A 19,701-nucleotide genomic window follows, 5' to 3' on the forward strand; every position below is an offset into this window, starting at 1 on the left:
ACATTAATGTATATAATTGTGTTATTAGAATTTATTGGAGGTATACTATGAAATGTCCATACTGTAGTTTTTTGCAGTCTAGAGTAATAGATTCTAGACCAACTGACGAGGGAACTTCTATAAGAAGAAGAAGAGAGTGTGAGAGTTGTAAAAAAAGATTTACAACTTATGAAAAAATAGAATATGTAAGACTTGTGGTTATAAAAAAAGATGGGAATAGAGAAAGTTTTGATAGAAGTAAAATAATAAATGGAATAATAAAGGCGTGTGAAAAACGACCGGTTTCAATTGATCAAATTGAAAATATAGTAGATCAAATAGAATATAATATAAATAAAAATATGTTCAAGGAAATAGAAACCAAGAAAATAGGTGAATTGGTTATGGAAAAGCTAAAGAATATAGATGAAGTATCTTATGTTAGATTTGCATCTGTATACAGACATTTTAAAGATATAAATACATTTGTTCAGGAATTAGAAAAAATACTCAATGAGAAAAGGTGAAATATAATGTATATAGATTTCGATGATGTGAATAAATGTAATTTTGTTAAGGCTACATTTACGACTAAGGAACTGGATATGTCTCTTTTAGACGATAGAAAAAAATTATGTAAAGATTTAAATTTCAATTTTGATAATCTAACATATAATAAGCAAGTTCATGGAAATGATGTAACAATAGTTGGTGTGAATAATATAGGAAATATTGAAGAGGCAGATGGAATAATAACTAATATAGCAGACGTTCCTATAATGGTATTTGTAGCTGATTGCGTATCTATAGCTTTTATAGATATTGAGAATAAGGTTATAGGATGCGCTCATGCGGGATGGAGAGGAACTTATAAGGAAATATCTTCAATTATTATAAATAAAATGAAAACTATATTCAAATCGAAAGTTGAAAATATCAAGTGTATAATAGGACCTGCTATAGGGAGCTGTTGCTATGAGGTTTCGTATGATTTGGTAGAAAAATTTAACACTAAGTTTACAAACTCAAATGAAAGTTTATATATAATAAAAGATGAAAAGTATTATTTAGACCTTTTTAAAATAAACGAATTTATACTTATGAAAAATGGTATAAAAAGAGAAAATATATTTAATTCTAATTTATGTACTTATTGTAATGAAAATACATTCCATTCTTATAGAAGAGAAAATACAACTTCAAAGAGGATGGCTATGGTAATGCAGATACTCTAAAGGAGGAAATAATATGAACACAAATATACTTGTTGTTGATGATGAGGAGCATATAGTCGAGCTTTTAAAGTTTAACTTGGAGACGCAAGGATACAATATAGAAACTTCATATGATGGGTTTGATGCTTTTATAAAAGCAAGAGAGTTGAAGCCTGATTTAATATTATTAGATAGAATGCTTCCGAATATAGATGGACTTGAGGTTTTAAAGAAAATAAGAGAGGATAGTACTATAAAGAATATACCTGTAATAATGCTTACAGCAAAGACTATGGAAAAGGATAAGATAGAGGGTCTTGACGTTGGAGCAGATGATTATATAAGTAAGCCTTTTAGTATACAAGAGGTTTTGGCTAGAGTTAAGGCTGTGCTTAGAAGGTATAATTCAAATAAACCTGAAAAAAAGCCTTTTATAGAAATCGGCAATATAAAAATGGATTTACAAAATTATGAAGTATTTAAAAATTCTAAAAAAATAGATTTGACTTTAAAAGAGTTTGAGTTATTAAAGCTTTTACTTCAAAATCAAGGTAAGGTATTATCTAGAAATTTTTTGTTGGATAAAATATGGGGATATGAATATTTTGGAGAAACTAGAACTGTAGATGTTCATATAAGGCATTTAAGAAAGAAAATAGAAGATGGGGAAAAGTATATAGAAACTATAAGAGGAGTAGGATATAAGATAAATTTAAAAGAAGGTGATTAGTATAAAAATGAATGATATATATTTAATTATTCTATTACTTGTCATAGTATCGAGTTTGATATATAGATATTTGAGTGTGCTTAGAAAATACTTAAAAGAACTTATATGTGCATCAAATAGAGTAAGTGAAGGTGATTTTTCAGTTAAACTGAAAAATCAGTACAGTGGAGATCTTGGCAGGTTATCTAGTAATTTTAACTTTATGATAAGCAAGATAAATACTAATATAGAGGAATTAGAAGATCGGAATATGAAGTTGAAATCTATATTGAAGAGTATATCAAATGGAATAGTAGCGATAGACAACGAACAAAAAATATTGCTTATAAATGATGTGGCTAAAAAATTATTTGATAATAGTGATTTTGTATTTGAAGGACAAAAAATAGACTGTGTTATAAATAATGGAGCTATATCAAAGGCTATATCCACATTGATACCTACTAGAGAAAACAAAAAAATTCAGATAAAAGATGAAAAGGATAGATACTATAAAATAAAAATAGACCCTATATACTTAAAGAATGAAAAAAACGTGGTCATAGGATCAATTATCAATATAGAAGATATAACTGAAAATGTCAGACTTGAAAAAATAAGATCTGACTTTGTTGCAAATGTAACTCATGAAATTAAAACCCCGTTAACATCTATTAATGGATTTGTAGAGACTTTAAAGAATAATGATTCGATAGATGCTGAAACGAGAAATAGATTTTTAGATATAATAGAGATTGAGTCTAATAGACTGAGAAGGCTTATAGACGATATACTTGTGTTGTCTTTTATAGAAAATAATGAAAATGGAAAATATGATAACGTTAATTTATATTCTGTATTTAAAGAAGTATATGATATTACATATAATTTAGCTAAAAATAAAAATATAGATTATATCTATGAATTTTCAAGTGAAGATATACAAATAAAGGCGAATAAAGATTATATAAAGCAAATATTTCTAAATTTAATTGATAATGCAATGAAGTATACACCTGAAAATGGAGTAGTGTCGGTTTTGGTAGTTCGAAAAAATAATAATATAAGGATATCTGTAAAGGATACGGGGATGGGAATACCTCAAGCTGATATACCTAGGATATTTGAAAGGTTTTATAGAGTCGATAAGGCTAGAAGTAAGAAAATAGAAGGAACAGGACTGGGTCTTGCTATTGTAAAGCATATAATAATATCTATGGATGCAGATATAAGTGTTAAAAGTAAACTCAACAGAGGTAGTGAATTTATAGTAACTATTAATGAATAAATAAATATTTCCTTAAATTACAAGGGAATATTTATTTTTTTTTTGTAAAAATAAGTATATGAAATTAAATGAATCACACTAAAGGAGATGATGATTTGGGTAATTACGTATACTTAATATCTTGTTCGTTTTTTATGGGTATATTTGCAAGATTGTATATGATGAAGTTAGATTATAGACAGTACCCTACATATCCTCAAGGTTTTATATCTCATATTACTCTTGGAATAATAGCGGCTGCACTTGGAGCTGTAGCAGTTCCATCGCTTGCTGAAAAAGAGTTTTCTGCAGTTACATTTTTAACAGTAGCAGCTCAACAATTTAGAGATGTTAGAAATATGGAAAGACAAAGTCTTGATAATATAGAAAGTACTGAAATCGTTCCAAGAGGTATGGCGTATATAGAGGACATAGCAAAGGCATTTGAAGCTAGAAATTATATGGCAATACTAACAGCACTAGCTACTGGTATGGTATTTTATTTATCATCAAAGATCTTTAATATGAACAATATAATATCAATTTCAGTATCTGTGATTATTGGTTTTATTGTAGCTAGATTATTAAAGACTATATTGACTAGAGATAAAGTTGGAGAAGTAGCAGAAGTTATACCTGCTAAAATAGAATTTGATGGACCTCTTCTTAAGGTAAATGGAGTAGTCATCATGAATGTAGGGCTTTCATCATCTAGAGATAGATATTTACAAGATGGACTGGCTGTTGAGATTATACCTAAAGATCCAAATAATATAGGTATTTTATCTAATTTAGGACAAAGACAGGTTATAGCACATAATTCATCAGTTCAACTTGGAATTAAAAAAGACGCAGATGAGCCTGATTTTACTCCTATACTTAGAAGAAATCCGGAAAAAGAAAGCATATTAATGCCTATAATACCTATAAAAAAAGATGAAAGTTTACTAATAGAAATAATTAAGAACACTCCTATTATAGAATCTGCAAAAGGGAAAACTAATTTTTTGAAAGGTAGGAGATAATAATGGATATAGGATTAAATGATTATATAATAGCGATTGTTACAACTGATAAAGATATGAAGTCTAATACAGTACCCATATTTTATGCAAAAGATAGAGCGGATTTAGAGAAAAGATCACTTATGATATCTAAGTGCGTTACCGGTATGGTTCATGATGTATTAAATGATACATTTATAATAGTTAAACATTAAGCAAAGTTTGTTATCTTGACTATTTGAGCCATTGCGTTATAATATAACTTGACATATTATTAAAAAGAGTGGTGATGTAGTTGGAACTGAAAAATATTGAAGAAATAAAAAATATAATAAGTGGTGTGAATAAAGGAAGTATAGCAGAGGAATTAAATATTGAAGTTGGAGATATACTTTTAAGCATAAATGATAAAAAGATAGAAGATATTATAGAATATAAATTTTATATATCAGATGAATATCTAGAAGTTGAGATACAGAAAAAAGATGGAGAAATATATATATATGAAATAGAAAAGGAATATGATGAGGACTTGGGGATTGAATTTATAAATCCTATAATAGATAAAGCTAAAAGCTGTAGAAATAAATGTATATTTTGTTTTATAGACCAGCTTCCAAAGGGAATGAGAGAAACTCTTTACTTTAAAGACGATGATTCAAGACTTTCATTTTTACAAGGAAACTTCATAACTCTTACAAATATGAGTGAAGATGATATACAGAAAATGATACAATATAGAATAAGTCCTGTTAATATATCGGTTCATACGACTGATCCAGATCTTAGAATAAAGATGCTCAACAATAAAAATGCAGGCAAATTATATGATATAATGAAGAGGTTAGCAGATGCAGGAATAGAGATGAATGCTCAGATAGTTTTATGTCCTGATGTTAATGATAAAGAAAATCTACAAAGAACTCTTAATGACTTATCTAAGCTATATCCTCATGTAAGAAGTGTTGCAGTGGTTCCTATTGGACTTACTAAGTATAGAGAAGGCTTGTTTGATGCTAAAATATATGATGATAATTCTTCATCAGAAGTTATAGAATTTATACATGAATTTCAAAAGAGGAGACTTGATGATATAGGAACTAGATTTGTTTTTTTATCAGATGAATTTTATGTTATGGCTAAAAAAGATATACCTTCTTATGAAGCTTATGAAGGCTTTGTACAAATAGAAAATGGAGTGGGCCTTATTTGTAAGTTTGAAAGAGAAATAGATGATTATCTTAAAAAAACTTTTGTTAAATTAAAAAAACAAAAAACAGTTTCTATTGCAACTGGAAAATCAGCTTATGAGTTTATAAAAAATGTTTCTTTAAAGGTTATGAATAATGTGGAGAACCTTAAAATAAACGTATATAATATAAAGAATGAGTATTTTGGAGAGACGATAACCGTATCAGGACTTATAACTGCAACGGATATAATTAATCAGTTAAAGGATACAGAACTTGGAGACAAGCTTATAATACCTAGAGCAATGTTAAAATCGGATGAAGCAATATTTTTAGACAACATAACTCTTGATGAGCTTCAAGAAAGATTGGATATAAAAATAGATGCAGCTAAAAACGAAGGTGCAGATTTTGTAAAAAAACTAATAAAGTAACATAGAAAGGGAGTAATTTTAAATGAGTAAACCAATAGTTGCCGTAGTTGGAAGGCCTAATGTTGGAAAATCAACATTATTTAATAAATTAGTAGGTAAGAGAATTGCAATAGTAGAAGATACACCAGGAGTAACTAGAGATAGAATTTATGCAGAGGGAGAATGGTTAAATAAATACTATACTTTAATAGATACTGGCGGAATTGAGCCTGAGAGTGAAGATATAATATTATCTCAAATGAGAACTCAAGCTGAGCTTGCAATGGATATGTCTCACGTGATTTTATTTGTAGTAGATGGAAAAATCGGACTTACGAATGATGACAGAGAAGTAGCTCAAATGCTTAGAAAAACTAAAAAACCTGTATTGTTAGTTGTAAATAAAGTGGATAATAAAGAAAAATCAGAGCATTTTTATGATTTTTATGAATTAGGATTTGGAGATCCAATAGAAATATCTGCTTCAATAGGTCTTGGAATAGGAGATTTATTAGATGAGATTGTTGAGAATTTCCCAGATGGATTAGACACTGAATACGACGAAGATGTAATCAAAGTGGCTATAGTTGGAAAACCTAATGCAGGTAAGTCTTCTATACTTAACAATATACTAGGAGAAGAAAGAGTAATAGTGAGCCCAATAGCTGGTACTACAAGAGATGCTATAGATACTTATTTTGAAGATGGAGAAGATAAGTATTTATTAATAGATACTGCTGGTCTTAGAAAAAAAAGTAAAGTATATGAAAATATAGAAAGATATAGTGTTATAAGAGCTATTGCAGCTGTTGAAAGAGCAAATGTTGCACTTATAGTTATAGATGCTACTGAAGGATTTACAGAGCAAGACACTAAGGTTGCAGGTATTGCACATGATGAAGGTAAGGCGTGTATAATAGTAGTTAATAAATGGGATTTAATAGAAAAAGATAATAAAACTATGAATAATTACATACAAGATATAAGAGGGAAGTTTCCATTTATGCTGTATGCTCCTATAGTATTTGTATCAGCTAAGACGAATCAAAGAATGAATACTGTATTACCTAAGATTAAATACGTTTCAAATGAAAGTTCTAAGAGAATTAGAACGGGTCCTTTAAATGAGGTAATAGGTGAGGCTGTACTTTTAAATCAACCGCCTTCTGACAAAGGGAAGAGACTTAAGATATACTATGCAGCTCAAACTAACATTAAGCCACCTAAATTTACTTTATTTATAAATGATAAAGAACTTACACATTTTTCTTATCAAAGATACTTAGAAAATAAAATAAGAGAGAATTTTGGATTTGAGGGAACTCCTGTTAGATTCAGTTATAAAGAAAAAGAAAGGAAGAGATAGATAATATGAATAATTATTTTATAGCTGCTTTAATTTCTTATTTCTTAGGGAATATTTCAACATCTTATATTTTAGGAAAGACTATTGCAAAAATAGATATTAGAAATCATGGATCTGGAAATGCAGGAACAACTAATGTACTTAGAACGTTGGGTAAAAAAGCTGCGTTAATCACATTTTTGGGAGATGCTTTAAAAGGCTCTTTAGCTGTTTATATAGGACTTAAAATTGGTGGTAGAGACATTGCTTTAATATCGGCATTATTTGTTGTCTTAGGTCATGATTGGCCTGTAGTACTAAAATTTAGAGGAGGTAAAGGAGTAGCAACTACCATTGGAACTATGATGCTTATAAATCCTTTACAAGCTATAATATCCGTGTTAGTAGGTATAATAATTATTTATATTACTAGATATGTATCCTTAGGATCTATGCTTGGGATATGTACACTTCCGTTTTTAATGTTTTTTGTAGGTAAGAATGAATTTATAGTTTCTATTATTTTGACGATTTTAATTTTATTTACACATAGAGAAAATATAAAAAGGCTTATTAAAGGAAAAGAAAAAAAAATAGGTCAAAAAGTTCAAATAAAATAGAGATAGAGGGTGTTTTTATGGAAAAAATTTGTGTGTTAGGAGCAGGTAGTTGGGGGAGTGCTCTTGCTATCTTATTATCTAAAAAAGGATACCAAGTAAGCTTGTATATGAGAAATAAAGATCAGTATGAGAGCATGAAAAAGACTAGGGAAAATATTAAATATCTTCCAGGTGTGATAATGCCAAATAATATAAAAATGACAATTGATCTTAAGGACGCTGTTGAAGAAGCTAAAATAATAGTTTTAGGAGTAGCATCTCAAGGTGTTAGAGGATTATTGAAATCTATAAAAGACTATGTTAAAGATGATCAAATTATAGTAAATGTGGCAAAGGGATTTGAAAAAAATACTAATCTTAGAATATCTGAGGTGGTTAAGGAAGAACTTCCAAATAATCATTATGTTATTTTATCAGGACCATCTCATGCAGAAGAGGTATCTAAAGATATGCCTACTACTGTAGTTGTAGCATCAGAAGATATGAAAATAGCTGAATATATTCAAGATACATTTACAAATCCTAAATTTAGAGTATATACAAATCCTGATGTTATAGGAGTTGAACTTGGAGGAACTCTTAAAAATATAATAGCTTTCGGAGCTGGGATGTGTGATGGTCTTGGATATGGAGATAATACAAAGGCAGCTTTAATGACAAGAGGCATTATAGAAATAGGAAGACTAGGAATGGCTATGGGTGCAAACAGAAGTACTTTTTCGGGACTTTCAGGTATAGGAGATTTGATAGTTACTTGTACTAGTATGCACAGTAGAAATAGAAGAGCGGGTATACTTATAGGTAAGGGTAAGTCTTTAGATGACACTCTTGATGAAATCAAAATGGTAGTTGAGGGAATACTTACAACTGAGGCAGCTTATAAATTATCTAAAAAGTATAATGTGGATATGCCAATAACTAATGAAATATATAAAGTTTTATATGGAGACAATGAAGTAAAAGAATCTGTTATAAATCTTATGTTAAGAAGTAAGACACATGAAATGGAAGAAGTAGCTATTAAAGAAAACTAAACTTTTAAAAGTTTAGTTTTCTTTTTTTGTAATAAAACTCATATTTTTGAAATATATATTTATTAAGAAATTTTATGCGGGGGGGATAATTGTGAAGAGTAATATATATGAAGATATCTCTAAAAGGACTCAAGGGGATATATACATAGGAGTAGTAGGTCCTGTTAGAACTGGTAAGTCTACATTTATAAAAAGATTTATGGAACTTTTAGTAATACCTAATATTGATAATGATTATAAAAAAGAGCGAACTAGAGATGAATTACCACAAAGTGGAACAGGAAAAACTATAATGACTGTTGAGCCTAAATTTGTACCAGCAGATGGAATTGAAATAAAAGTTAAAGATAAACTTAGAATGAAGATTAGAATGGTTGATTGTGTAGGGTATTTAGTTGATGGAGCACTAGGGCATGAAGAGGAAGGAAAAGAAAGGATGGTCTCTACTCCTTGGATGGAAAAACAAATACCTTTTGAGATGGCAGCTGAAATTGGAACAAAAAAAGTAATAAAAGAACATTCTACAATTGGGGTTGTAATGTTGACAGATGGAAGTGTAACAGGAATAGAAAGAAAAAGCTATGTAGCGTCTGAAGAAAGAGTTATAAATGAATTAAAAGAATTAAATAAGCCGTTTAGCATTATTTTAAATACAAGAACGCCTAAAGATGAACAAACATTAAAATTAAAAAATGAGTTGGAAGATAAATATGACATGCCGGTATTGCCTCTTGATATACTTAATATGGATTTAGATGATGTTGAAAATGTTATGGAAACTATATTGTTTGATTTTCCACTTAGAGAAATAAACATAAATTTACCGAAGTGGGTAGAAGCACTTGAAAAAAATCATTGGATAAAAAATGATATTATAAAAACTATAAAAGAAAGTCTTGGTGATGTAGGAAAAATAAGAGATTTCAAACATATATTAAATAAATTTGAAGATATTGAATTTATGGATAAATGTTATTTAGACGATGTTGGACTTGGAGAAGGAATAGTAAATATCAAATTAGATACAAAACAAGATCTGTTCTATAATGTGTTGGAAGAGAAGAGTGGGTTTAGAATTGATGGGGAACACCAATTACTAACTCTTATATCTAAACTATCTAAGGTTAAGATGGAATATGATAAGGTGGAAGTGGCATTGAATGATGTTAGAGAAAAAGGATATGGATTAGTACCTCCATCATTAGAAGAGTTGACTTTAGACATTCCTGAAAAAGTTAAAAAAGGAAATCAATATGGGGTTAAGCTAAGAGCTAAGGCTCCTTCTATACATTTGATTAGAGCAGATATAACTACGGAGGTATCTCCTGTGGTAGGAACTGAAAAACAGGGCGAGGAGCTTGTTAAATATCTTCTAGAGGGATTTGAAGAAAATCCAGAGGAAATATGGCAATCAAATATGTTTGGAAAATCATTGCATGATTTAGTTAAAGAACAGCTTCAAAATAAATTATTTATGATGCCAGAAGACGTGAGAATTAAAATGCAAAAAACGCTTCAAAAAATAATAAATGAAGGTAGTGCTAATTTAATAACTATAATATTATAATTATTAAAAAGAGGCTTATTTAAGCCTCTTTTTTCTTGACTTTTAGGTAGTTGTTGATATAATCTATTAATTAAGATGGGTTAAGTTCTCTAACCCTATTTTTTTTGTAAACATATAAAGTAAATATAAAAAGGATAAACAATGTTTTTGAAGAATTATTAAATTATATAGAGGGTGAACTCTGTGGATAAAAGAAAAAAAAGAAAAAATAAGAGATTAAAAATTAAGTATAATTACTTAATAATACTTGGTGTGATTGCTTACATATTCGTTAAACTTTTAAATAATATGACTAGCTATACGGTACATGTTGAAACTGTAAAGTATGGGGATTTAGTAGAATCTATAAATAAACAAGGAATTATAATAAAGGATGAACAAGTAATACTAGCACAAGCTGAGGGTAATATAGATTACTTAGCTCAAGAAGGTAAACGAGTTCCGAAGAATAAAAAGATAGCTGAAATACAAAAAGGTGAAGTAGACCTTCAAAAAAAAGAAAAACTCGATACTATAAACAGAAGAATAGAGAGTATCAAATTTAACAGAAATGAAGAAATACTTAAAAGTGATATAGAAAAAATAGATGTGACAACAAAAAAATTGAGAGAAGAAATAAAGACTAAGATTATGAATTCAGATATAGAAAATATACAGAATTTAAAAGATGAATTATTAGGTGCTATAGATAAAAAGAGTTTGATATGGGGAGAAAAAAGTATTGTAGGTAAAAATATAAAAACCCTAGAATCAGAAAAATTCAAAATAGAAAATGAATTGAATTCCTCGGTTAAAAGTGTCTTTGCACAAGAATCAGGTGTTATATCTTTTAATCAAGATGAATATGAAGATATTCTTAAGGTATCTAGTATAGAAGATTTAAATTCAGAATATCTTTCAACGGTTAAAAATAAAGAACATATGATAAAGAAAAATGATAAAGTTGAAGTAGGAGATCCAATAGGGAAGATAATAAATAATCATATATGGTATATTGCTGTAGTTATTGATGAAAAAGAAAGTAGTCATCTGAAAATAGGATCAAATGTAAAAGTTAGTAAAGATGAACAGGTATTTAATGCTAATATTAAAAACTTATATAAAGATGAAAATGATAAAAATATATTAGTGCTTGAAGTAGATGAAGAAAAAGTAGATTTTTATGATGAAAGAGTTTGTGATTTTAATATCATATATAGACAGATTAGTGGGATAAAAGTTCCTAAAAATGCTGTTGTTACAATAAAAGAAAAAAAGGGAGTATATATTTTATCACAAACAGGAAGTGCTGTTTTTAAAGAACTTAAGAGTATCTTAGGGGAAAATAATGAATACATAGTACTTGATTATTTGGATATTAAGAAAAATAGAATAGATACTATTGATTTATATGATGAACTTATTATAAATCCTAAAAATATAAAAGAAGGTCAAAAGATAAGGTAGGTGTTAAAAGTGGATTACATAAAACAAAATTTAGAAGAAGTGTTAGGTGAAATAAATAATTCGTCTAATAAAGCAAATGTAAATCCTAAGGATATTATATTAATAGGTGTTACAAAAACTGTAGATATACCTATTATAGAAGAAGTTATACGCTTGGGAGTGACTCATGTTGGCGAAAACAAACCACAGGAACTTGTAAGAAAATACGAGGCCATAGGGGATAAAGTAAAATGGCATCTTATAGGATCTTTACAGACTAATAAAGTAAAGTATATTATAGATAAAGCAGATATGATTCATTCTTTAGATAGAATATCTTTATGTGAAGAAATAAATAAAAGAGCTAAAAGTATAAACAAGGTTATGGATTGTTTGGTACAAGTTAACATATCAAGAGAAGATTCTAAACATGGACTTTTTAAAGAAGATGTTATAGATTTTATAAAAACTGTATCAAGTGAATATAAAAACATAAAAATCAATGGAATTATGACTATGGCACCATATGTTGATAAGCCCGAAGATGTTAGAATATATTTTAGGGATATAAAAAATATATCAAAAGAAATAGAAAAACTCAATTTAGAAAATGTAGATATGAAGTATTTGTCTATGGGCATGAGTAATGACTACAAGATAGCTATAGAAGAGGGAGCAAATATGGTAAGGGTTGGAACTTCTATATTTGGAAAAAGAAATTACATGAAATAGGAGGGACAGAGATGTCTGATAAATTTGTAGATAAAGTAAAGAAATTTATGGGTTTTGAAGAAGAGTATGAGGAAGAATATGAAGAAGAATATGAAGAAGAAATTCTGAATTTAAATCAAAAGCCAGCTGTAAAATCTAATAATAAGATAGTAAATATACATACAACTACTCAAATGAAGGTTATGATACATGAACCACAAGATTATGATGAAGCTGCATCTATTGTAGATAACTTGAAAAATAGAAAGGCTGTAGTTGTGAATTTAGAAAATATAGAAGACTTAGATCTTGTAAAGAATATATTTCATTTTATAAGTGGTGCAGTATATGCATTAGATGGAAGTATTCAAAAGGTATCTAAGGGAATATTCATATTAGCGCCAAGTAACATAGACATAGATGGAAATATAAAAAAAGAGCTTGAAAATAAAGGATTATTTCCGTGGCAAAAAAATGTATAAAAGGAGAAATCATTTATGTGGATTATAATTAGGGCATTGGGATATTTTGTTAGATTTATAGAACTTATGATTTTGATAAGATGCGTGATTTCTTTTGTACCGAAGCTACAATATTCTTCGATTTCAGATTTTGTATATTCGGTAACAGAGCCTATACTTCATCCGATAAGAGAAATGCTTTATAAGCATGCTAATACAGGCCCGTTTGATTTTTCTCCTATAATAGCATATTTACTAATAGGCTTTGTATATCAGGCTATTATTAAATTATTATTTATGGTATTTTAAATGATTGATAAGGAAAGAATAACTTCGCATATAAAGGATTTAGATCTTAAAAAAACTGTATATAAAGTTATAGACAAGGCCTTAGGTGTTTTAAAAAATCATGACTATAGATATACAGATTTTTTAAATCCATATGAATTAAAAAACTCTACAGCAGTTTTAAATTCTATAGATGATATAAAGTACAGTGTATATGGAGGATATGATGGATCTGAAAGAAATGTAATATATATATACCCATATTATGTATGTGAAGAAGATCTAGATTTTCCGATAAGTGCTTTGATGATTGAGGGAAACTTCAAGTTTAAAGAAGTATCTCATAAGGATTATTTAGGATCTATACTTGGAATTGGTATAAAAAGAGAAAAAATAGGAGATATATTAATACATAAAAATTTTTGCCAAGTTATAGTTCAAAATGATATAACAGATTATATAATTCTTAATATGACCAAGGTGGCTCGAAATAATATATCGGTTAAAGACATATTATTTTCTGATATTCAAAAAGTAGATATAAACTATAAAGAAATAGGTTTTACTGTTTCTTCTAATAGAATTGATTGTATTGTATCCTCAATACACAATATATCTAGACAAGAAGCAAATAAAATTATTTCATCAAATAGAGTTTATGTAGATTATGAGCCTATAAATAATGTATCGAAGAAGGTAGATGTAAATTCATTGATATCTGTAAGAGGAAAAGGCAGATGCATAATATCGGATATAGGCGATGTTAACAAAAAAGGAAGATTAAGGATAAAAGCAAAAATAATATTGTAGGAGGTTTTAAAGTAATGATAACTCCATTAGATATAGAAAATAAAGAATTTAGAAGAGCACTAAGAGGATTTAAAGAAGAAGAAGTAGATGAATTTCTGGATGAGGTTAAAGAGGATTTTGAAAAGCTTTACAAAGAGAATATTGAATTAAAAGATAAATTAAGCATGATAACAGAGCAAGTAAATAAGTATAAAAATATAGAGGAAACTTTAAAAAACACTCTTATAGTGGCTCAAAATACAGCCGAGGAAGTAAATACTAATGCAGCAAAAAAGGCACAGCTTATAATAGAGGAAGCTGAGTTTAAGGCTAGAAAATTAATAGAAGAAGCTAACGATCGAGTTATAGATATAAGAAAAGATTATGAAGAAACTAGAAAGTCATTTAAGCTATTTAAGGGTAAGTTTAAAGGACTTTTACAAAATGAAATAAAGATAATAGATGATACTTTTGACGATGTAGATTAACAATGGGCAAAATGCAAAATTTTCTATAAATTAAAAAAAAGATATTGACCTATTTCAAAAAATATTATAAAATGCTATTAAATCTTAATTGAAACTCAATAATTAAAAACTGAGAAGGGGACAAGTACATTTTAAATAATTTTACAGAGAGCTGATGTTTGGTGAAAATCAGTAGATTATAGAGATGGAATATCACCCCAGAGTTGCAGGCTGAAATAAATAGTAAGCTGAGCCGTTGAAATCGTTAATTTTAAATGAGATATTACAAATATTTTAGATTATTTGTAATAACTAGGGTGGTAACGCGTGAATATACCTCGTCCCTTTATAGGGATGAGGTTTTTTTTGTTGAAATAATGACAATACTATATATAAAAAGAAAGGATGAAATATATGAAAAAGTTTGAATCACTAGTAGATTCAGTTGTAGAAAGTGAAAAACAAACATCTGAGTTTTGGAAGGAAGTAAATATATTAGAAAAAACTATAGAACATGGAAAGGACAATCCTTCATTTGTATTCTTTGAAGGACCACCAACAGCAAATGGAAAGCCTGGAATACACCATGTTATGGCTAGAACTTTAAAAGATTCTGTTTGTAGATATAAAACTATGAGTGGATATCAAGTAAAAAGAAAAGCAGGTTGGGATACTCATGGACTTCCTGTTGAAATAGAAGTAGAAAAGCAATTAGGACTAAAAGACAAGCTAGAAATAGAAAACTACGGAATAGATAAATTCAATGAAAAGTGTAGAGAATCTGTTTTCTCATACGAGAAATTATGGAGACAAATGACAGAGCGTATGGCTTATGAGACTGATCTTGATAATCCATATATAACTCTAGATAATAATTATATAGAGAGTGTTTGGTGGATACTTAATAAATTTAACAAAGAAGGATATATATACGAAGGACATAAGATACTTCCTTATTGTTCAAGATGTGGAACTGGACTTGCATCTCATGAGGTTGCACAAGGATATAAAGAAATAAAGACTAACACAGTAATAGCTAAGTTTAAGAGAAAAGATGTAGATGAATACTTCTTAGCTTGGACAACTACTCCTTGGACTTTACCATCAAATGTTGCACTTGCAGTAAACCCAAATGAAACTTATATAAAAATTAAATCTAACGATGAAGTTTACTATATAGAAAAAACTTTAGCTCCTAAAGTAATAGAAGGGGAATATGAAGTAATAGAAGAACTTAAAGGTAAAGATTTAGAATATATGGAATATGAACAATTAATGCCATTTGCAACTGCTGACAAAAAAGCATTCTTTGTAGTATGTGGAGATTATGTAACTACAGAAGATGGTACAGGTATAGTACATACAGCTCCAGCATTTGGAGAAGATGACTATAATGTAGGTAGAAAATATGATCTTCCAGTACTTCAACCAGTTGATGAAAGCGGTAAATTCATTGCAACTCCATGGGAAGGTAGATTTGTAATGGAGGATGGAATAGATGTAGAAATAATCAAATGGTTACATGCTGAGGGTAAACTTTACAAGAAAGAAAAAATGGATCACAACTATCCTCACTGTTGGAGATGTTCTACTCCACTTTTATACTACGCTAAGCCAAGTTGGTATATTGAAATGACTAAGCTTAAAGATAAGCTTATAGAGAACAACAACACAGTTGAGTGGTACCCATCATTCGTTGGAGAAAAGCGTTTTGGAAACTGGCTTGAAAACTTAAATGACTGGGCAGTATCTAGAAGTAGATATTGGGGAACTCCACTTAATATTTGGACTTGTGAATGTGGACATAAAGATTCAATAGGTTCAAGAAAAGAATTAGTTGAAAAAGCTATAGAAGATATAGATGAGACAATAGAGCTACACAGACCGTATATAGATGACGTTCATATTAAGTGTAGTGAATGTGGAAAGACTATGACAAGAGTTAAGGATGTAATAGACTGCTGGTTTGACAGTGGAGCTATGCCTTATGCTCAACACCACTACCCATTTGAAAACAAAGAAAACTTTGATCAATTATTCCCAGCAGATTTCATATCTGAAGGAATAGATCAAACAAGAGGATGGTTCTACTCACTTCTTGCTATTTCAACATTTGTAATGGGAAAAGCGCCTTATAAGAGAGTTTTAGTTACAGATCTTATATTAGATAAAGATGGAAAGAAAATGTCAAAATCAAAAGGAAATACTATAAATCCATTTGAATTATTCGATCAATATGGAGCAGATGTATTAAGATGGTACTTACTTTATGTATCACCTCCTTGGAATCCAACTAAGTTTGATGTTGATGGACTTAAGGAAATTCAAAGTAAGTTCTTTGGTACTATTAAAAATGTTTATAACTTCTTTGCTCTTTATGCAAATACAGATAAAATAAATCCTAATGATTTCTTTGTTGAATACAAGGATAGACCAGAACTTGATAGATGGATATTATCTAAATACAATAACTTAAAATTAGAAGTAGAGCAAAATTTAGATGCATACGATTTAACAAAGACTGTAAGAAGTATCCAAGAATTTGTAAACGAAAATCTTTCAAACTGGTATATAAGACGTTCTCGTAGACGTTTTTGGGCTACAGAGTTAACTGAAGATAAAAAAGCTGTGTACAATACAACTTATGAAATCTTAGTTGGAATATCTCAAATGGTTGCACCGTTTGCACCTTATTTATCAGAAGAGATATACAAAAAAATCACAGGAGAATTCTCAGTTCATTTAAGTGATTATCCAAGAGTTGATAAAGATTTAATAGACGTAAAAGTAGAAGAGAAAATGGACTTAGTTAAGAACCTAGTTACTCTTGGTAGAGCATCAAGAGAGAATGTTAGAATAAAAGTTCGTCAACCTATACAAAAGGTTTTAATAGATGGTAAATATGAAGAAGTAATAGATGATTTAGTTGAACTAATCAAAGAAGAACTTAATGTTAAAGAGGTTGTATTTGCTAAAGACTTAGGAGAATATATGAACTTTAGTTTAAAGCCAAACTTTAAGGTATTAGGACCAGTTCTTGGACCTAAAATCAAATCATTTGGAAAAGCTCTATCTTCACTTGATGCATCTGATGCAGTTGCAAAGCTTGAAGCAGGAGAAACTTTAACAGTAGATCTTGATGGAGAAAACTTTGAAGTTGTAAAGGATCATGTATTAATAAATATTTCTTCAAAAGAAGGATTTAATGTATCTGTTGAAAATAATCTATTTGTTATACTTGATACAACTTTAACTGATGAACTTATAAATGAAGGATATGCAAGAGAATTCATATCTAAGGTTCAACAAATGAGAAAAAATAATGATTATGAAATGATGGATAATATAAAGATATTCTTCAATGGAGATGAAACTATATCAAATGCTGTTGAGTTATATAAAGATTATATAATGACTGAAACTTTAGGTGTTTCTATAGAAAAAGTTTCTGATGAAGATTTAGAAAAGCATAACTTAAACGATCATGAAACTGGAATTAAATTAGAAAAAGCTAATTAATATAAAAAGTGCTCCTTAAAGGAGCGCTCAGACTGTTGATAAAGAGATGTTAATTCTAAGTAATTAACATCTCTTTTTTTCCATAATCATAAATAGGTATTTAAGCGAAAATGAAGATAATTTAAATACCGCTACTTAATCAATCTTTTGATAAAACTAGAGATTGTATCGTTTAAATATCCTAAAACTTCTAAAACTCCCTTACGGTCAAACAACGAAGTTTCTTAACGGATATTTAAACGATACAATCTGAGTTTCATAGTAAAAGATTAATCAAAAGTAGCTAACATTTAAATTACCTTCATTTTAAGTTAGTTGATATAGAAATTTTATGATTTTATGTTATATAAAAGATTAGAAACTCATAGAAAAGAAATGAATTCATTCTCCATTGATTATTTGCTTCCCAAGGATTATTTAGTTAAAAAAATTGAAAATGCTATAAATTTTGATTCTATATATAATTTAGTTGAAAGTTGCTATTCTGCCGACCGGGGCATATCTAGTTCAGATCCAGTTATATTAATAAAAATAGCATTAATACAATGCATGTTTGGAATAACAAGTAAAATTCCTCGCCACACTACTTTTAGTAAAAACTACATATGAAAATTTAAAGATACTGATGTATTTGAAGAATATTTTAACATATGCTTGGCGAAATTCAAAAAAATAAATTTTTAAAAGAACAAGAAATATTCATAGATTCTACTCATGTGAAAGCAAATGCAAATAAAAAAACTGTTCAAATTTAAGCAAAACACTATCAAACATCATTTTGAAAAATAAATAAACTTATCAAGAAAATTATATAATCAAAGTGCAAGTTATACACCATGTAATTTCTACCAATAAGAAAAACTTATGTATAGCATAGCTAAATACATAAGTTTTGTATTTAAACTGAATGTTTCTTAAAGAAGAACTTTTATGCTTTTTCCCTAGATTTTCAGGGGCATGTAAAACTATCTATAAAAATACTGCTTATACAACAATATTGTGAAGAGGAATAAACTTTTAGTGTTTGATAATTTTAAAATTTGTGAATTCCCAATGGTCAGACACTCAAATTTATGAACGGATTATTAAACGATAAAAACTAAGTTTCATGAATCAAAATATTTAAAAGTGATATGTATTGTAAATAATATACATTTTATCTATAATAACAATATGATGCTAAATGAATCTTATATATGGAGGTGTATTATGAAAAAATTAATTACAATGATTTTCTTAATAAGTATGCTATTTTGTTTTTCAATAAATACATGGGCGATGCCTTCTGATTGGGCAAAGCAAGATGTAGATGATATGAAAAGCAATAACTTAGTAAAAGAAGATTTAGTAGATGACGCTAAATTCCAAGATATGGTTACTAGAGAGGAATTTGCAGAACTTGCAGTATTATTATATGCTAAAGCAAAAGAAATGGACGTTGAAGAACTAATGGCTAAAGATACAGAAGAGCCTTTCCTTGATACAGATAATCCATATGTAGCAGTAGCGTATAATGAGGGAATTGTTAACGGAACATCTCCTGTTACTTTCAACCCAAGAGATAAGATAACTAGAGAAGCGATAGCAACTATGCTAAAAAGAGAACTTCAAGAATTAGGAAAAGATACAACTCCTAAAAAGAGTGCAACTTTTAGTGATATGAATAAAGTAAGTTCTTGGGCAAAAGACGGAATAAACT

The 19,701-nt window shown here is 28.8% G+C and carries 20 protein-coding genes and 1 other annotated feature; all 20 genes read left to right on the forward strand.

The genetic code is table 11. The features are described from left to right. Positions 1 to 47 precede the first annotated feature (47 nt). Positions 48 to 506, forward strand: coding sequence for a transcriptional regulator NrdR (gene nrdR, locus WJW32_RS12220; protein ID WP_340258715.1), 459 nt, complete (start codon positions 48 to 50; stop codon positions 504 to 506). Positions 507 to 512: 6 nt separating this feature from the next. Continuing rightward, a complete protein-coding gene (gene pgeF, locus WJW32_RS12225; RefSeq protein WP_340258717.1) occupies positions 513 to 1,214 on the forward strand; it encodes a peptidoglycan editing factor PgeF in 702 nt (233 codons plus the stop codon). A gap of 13 nt (positions 1,215 to 1,227) precedes the next feature. Then, positions 1,228 to 1,923: a response regulator transcription factor gene (locus tag WJW32_RS12230; protein ID WP_340258719.1), complete on the forward strand. Its 696-nt coding sequence runs from the start codon at positions 1,228 to 1,230 to the stop codon at positions 1,921 to 1,923. Positions 1,924 to 1,930: 7 nt separating this feature from the next. After that, positions 1,931 to 3,190: a HAMP domain-containing sensor histidine kinase gene (locus WJW32_RS12235; RefSeq protein WP_340258721.1), complete on the forward strand. Its 1,260-nt coding sequence runs from the start codon at positions 1,931 to 1,933 to the stop codon at positions 3,188 to 3,190. Positions 3,191 to 3,285: 95 nt separating this feature from the next. Then, the gene (locus tag WJW32_RS12240) at positions 3,286 to 4,194 is read left to right on the forward strand and encodes a YIEGIA family protein (protein ID WP_340258723.1); all 909 of its coding nucleotides are present in this window, start codon (positions 3,286 to 3,288) and stop codon (positions 4,192 to 4,194) included. 2 nt (positions 4,195 to 4,196) lie between these two features. Then, positions 4,197 to 4,388: a capping complex subunit for YIEGIA gene (locus WJW32_RS12245; RefSeq protein WP_340258725.1), complete on the forward strand. Its 192-nt coding sequence runs from the start codon at positions 4,197 to 4,199 to the stop codon at positions 4,386 to 4,388. 80 nt (positions 4,389 to 4,468) lie between these two features. After that, positions 4,469 to 5,797, forward strand: a complete 1,329-nt coding sequence (locus WJW32_RS12250) for a DUF512 domain-containing protein (protein ID WP_340258727.1) — start codon at positions 4,469 to 4,471, stop codon at positions 5,795 to 5,797. A 22-nt stretch (positions 5,798 to 5,819) separates the two neighbouring features. Further along, positions 5,820 to 7,142, forward strand: a complete 1,323-nt coding sequence (gene der / locus WJW32_RS12255) for a ribosome biogenesis GTPase Der (RefSeq protein WP_340258729.1) — start codon at positions 5,820 to 5,822, stop codon at positions 7,140 to 7,142. Between the two features lie 5 nt (positions 7,143 to 7,147). Continuing rightward, on the forward strand, positions 7,148 to 7,741 hold the full coding sequence (gene plsY, locus WJW32_RS12260; protein ID WP_340258731.1) for a glycerol-3-phosphate 1-O-acyltransferase PlsY: 594 nt from the start codon (positions 7,148 to 7,150) through the stop codon (positions 7,739 to 7,741). A gap of 17 nt (positions 7,742 to 7,758) precedes the next feature. Beyond that, complete coding sequence (locus WJW32_RS12265) at positions 7,759 to 8,775, forward strand: NAD(P)H-dependent glycerol-3-phosphate dehydrogenase (protein WP_340258733.1); 1,017 nt, start codon at positions 7,759 to 7,761, stop codon at positions 8,773 to 8,775. 91 nt (positions 8,776 to 8,866) lie between these two features. Next, complete coding sequence (gene spoIVA / locus WJW32_RS12270; RefSeq protein WP_340258735.1) at positions 8,867 to 10,342, forward strand: stage IV sporulation protein A; 1,476 nt, start codon at positions 8,867 to 8,869, stop codon at positions 10,340 to 10,342. 183 nt (positions 10,343 to 10,525) lie between these two features. Then, positions 10,526 to 11,788: an HlyD family efflux transporter periplasmic adaptor subunit gene (locus tag WJW32_RS12275; protein ID WP_340258737.1), complete on the forward strand. Its 1,263-nt coding sequence runs from the start codon at positions 10,526 to 10,528 to the stop codon at positions 11,786 to 11,788. A 9-nt stretch (positions 11,789 to 11,797) separates the two neighbouring features. Beyond that, entirely contained in the window at positions 11,798 to 12,499 is a 702-nt protein-coding gene (locus WJW32_RS12280; RefSeq protein ID WP_340258739.1) for a YggS family pyridoxal phosphate-dependent enzyme, read from the forward strand. Positions 12,500 to 12,510: 11 nt separating this feature from the next. Beyond that, positions 12,511 to 12,960, forward strand: coding sequence for a cell division protein SepF (locus WJW32_RS12285; protein ID WP_340258741.1), 450 nt, complete (start codon positions 12,511 to 12,513; stop codon positions 12,958 to 12,960). 15 nt (positions 12,961 to 12,975) lie between these two features. Then, positions 12,976 to 13,248 carry a YggT family protein gene (locus WJW32_RS12290; RefSeq protein ID WP_340258743.1) on the forward strand — a complete coding sequence of 91 codons (273 nt, stop codon included), beginning with the start codon at positions 12,976 to 12,978 and terminating at the stop codon, positions 13,246 to 13,248. Beyond that, positions 13,249 to 14,037 carry a YlmH family RNA-binding protein gene (locus WJW32_RS12295; RefSeq protein WP_340258745.1) on the forward strand — a complete coding sequence of 263 codons (789 nt, stop codon included), beginning with the start codon at positions 13,249 to 13,251 and terminating at the stop codon, positions 14,035 to 14,037. 14 nt (positions 14,038 to 14,051) lie between these two features. Beyond that, entirely contained in the window at positions 14,052 to 14,504 is a 453-nt protein-coding gene (locus WJW32_RS12300; RefSeq protein ID WP_340258747.1) for a DivIVA domain-containing protein, read from the forward strand. A gap of 102 nt (positions 14,505 to 14,606) precedes the next feature. Next, positions 14,607 to 14,832: a binding site (T-box leader), on the forward strand. 65 nt (positions 14,833 to 14,897) lie between these two features. Then, positions 14,898 to 18,002: an isoleucine--tRNA ligase gene (gene ileS, locus WJW32_RS12305; protein WP_340258749.1), complete on the forward strand. Its 3,105-nt coding sequence runs from the start codon at positions 14,898 to 14,900 to the stop codon at positions 18,000 to 18,002. Between the two features lie 339 nt (positions 18,003 to 18,341). Beyond that, entirely contained in the window at positions 18,342 to 18,611 is a 270-nt protein-coding gene (locus tag WJW32_RS12310; RefSeq protein ID WP_340258751.1) for a hypothetical protein, read from the forward strand. 600 nt (positions 18,612 to 19,211) lie between these two features. Continuing rightward, on the forward strand, positions 19,212 to 19,701 hold a 490-nt coding region (locus tag WJW32_RS12315; protein WP_340258753.1), incomplete at its 3' end, for an S-layer homology domain-containing protein.

The organism is Tepidibacter sp. Z1-5 (genome assembly GCF_037844525.1).
Classification (GTDB): Bacteria; Bacillota; Clostridia; order Peptostreptococcales; family Peptostreptococcaceae; genus Tepidibacter_A.

What these genes read in the sequence shown, in the direction of transcription:
- nrdR (WP_340258715.1), top strand. Translation starts at nt 48, where the DNA reads ATGAAATGTCCATACTGTAGTTTTTTGCAGTCTAGAGTAATAGATTCT.
- pgeF (WP_340258717.1), top strand. Translation starts at nt 513, where the DNA reads ATGTATATAGATTTCGATGATGTGAATAAATGTAATTTTGTTAAGGCT.
- WJW32_RS12230 (WP_340258719.1), top strand. Translation starts at nt 1,228, where the DNA reads ATGAACACAAATATACTTGTTGTTGATGATGAGGAGCATATAGTCGAG.
- WJW32_RS12235 (WP_340258721.1), top strand. Translation starts at nt 1,931, where the DNA reads ATGAATGATATATATTTAATTATTCTATTACTTGTCATAGTATCGAGT.
- WJW32_RS12245 (WP_340258725.1), top strand. Translation starts at nt 4,197, where the DNA reads ATGGATATAGGATTAAATGATTATATAATAGCGATTGTTACAACTGAT.
- der (WP_340258729.1), top strand. Translation starts at nt 5,820, where the DNA reads ATGAGTAAACCAATAGTTGCCGTAGTTGGAAGGCCTAATGTTGGAAAA.
- plsY (WP_340258731.1), top strand. Translation starts at nt 7,148, where the DNA reads ATGAATAATTATTTTATAGCTGCTTTAATTTCTTATTTCTTAGGGAAT.
- WJW32_RS12265 (WP_340258733.1), top strand. Translation starts at nt 7,759, where the DNA reads ATGGAAAAAATTTGTGTGTTAGGAGCAGGTAGTTGGGGGAGTGCTCTT.
- WJW32_RS12285 (WP_340258741.1), top strand. Translation starts at nt 12,511, where the DNA reads ATGTCTGATAAATTTGTAGATAAAGTAAAGAAATTTATGGGTTTTGAA.
- WJW32_RS12290 (WP_340258743.1), top strand. Translation starts at nt 12,976, where the DNA reads ATGTGGATTATAATTAGGGCATTGGGATATTTTGTTAGATTTATAGAA.
- WJW32_RS12295 (WP_340258745.1), top strand. Translation starts at nt 13,249, where the DNA reads ATGATTGATAAGGAAAGAATAACTTCGCATATAAAGGATTTAGATCTT.
- WJW32_RS12300 (WP_340258747.1), top strand. Translation starts at nt 14,052, where the DNA reads ATGATAACTCCATTAGATATAGAAAATAAAGAATTTAGAAGAGCACTA.
- ileS (WP_340258749.1), top strand. Translation starts at nt 14,898, where the DNA reads ATGAAAAAGTTTGAATCACTAGTAGATTCAGTTGTAGAAAGTGAAAAA.
- WJW32_RS12310 (WP_340258751.1), top strand. Translation starts at nt 18,342, where the DNA reads ATGTTATATAAAAGATTAGAAACTCATAGAAAAGAAATGAATTCATTC.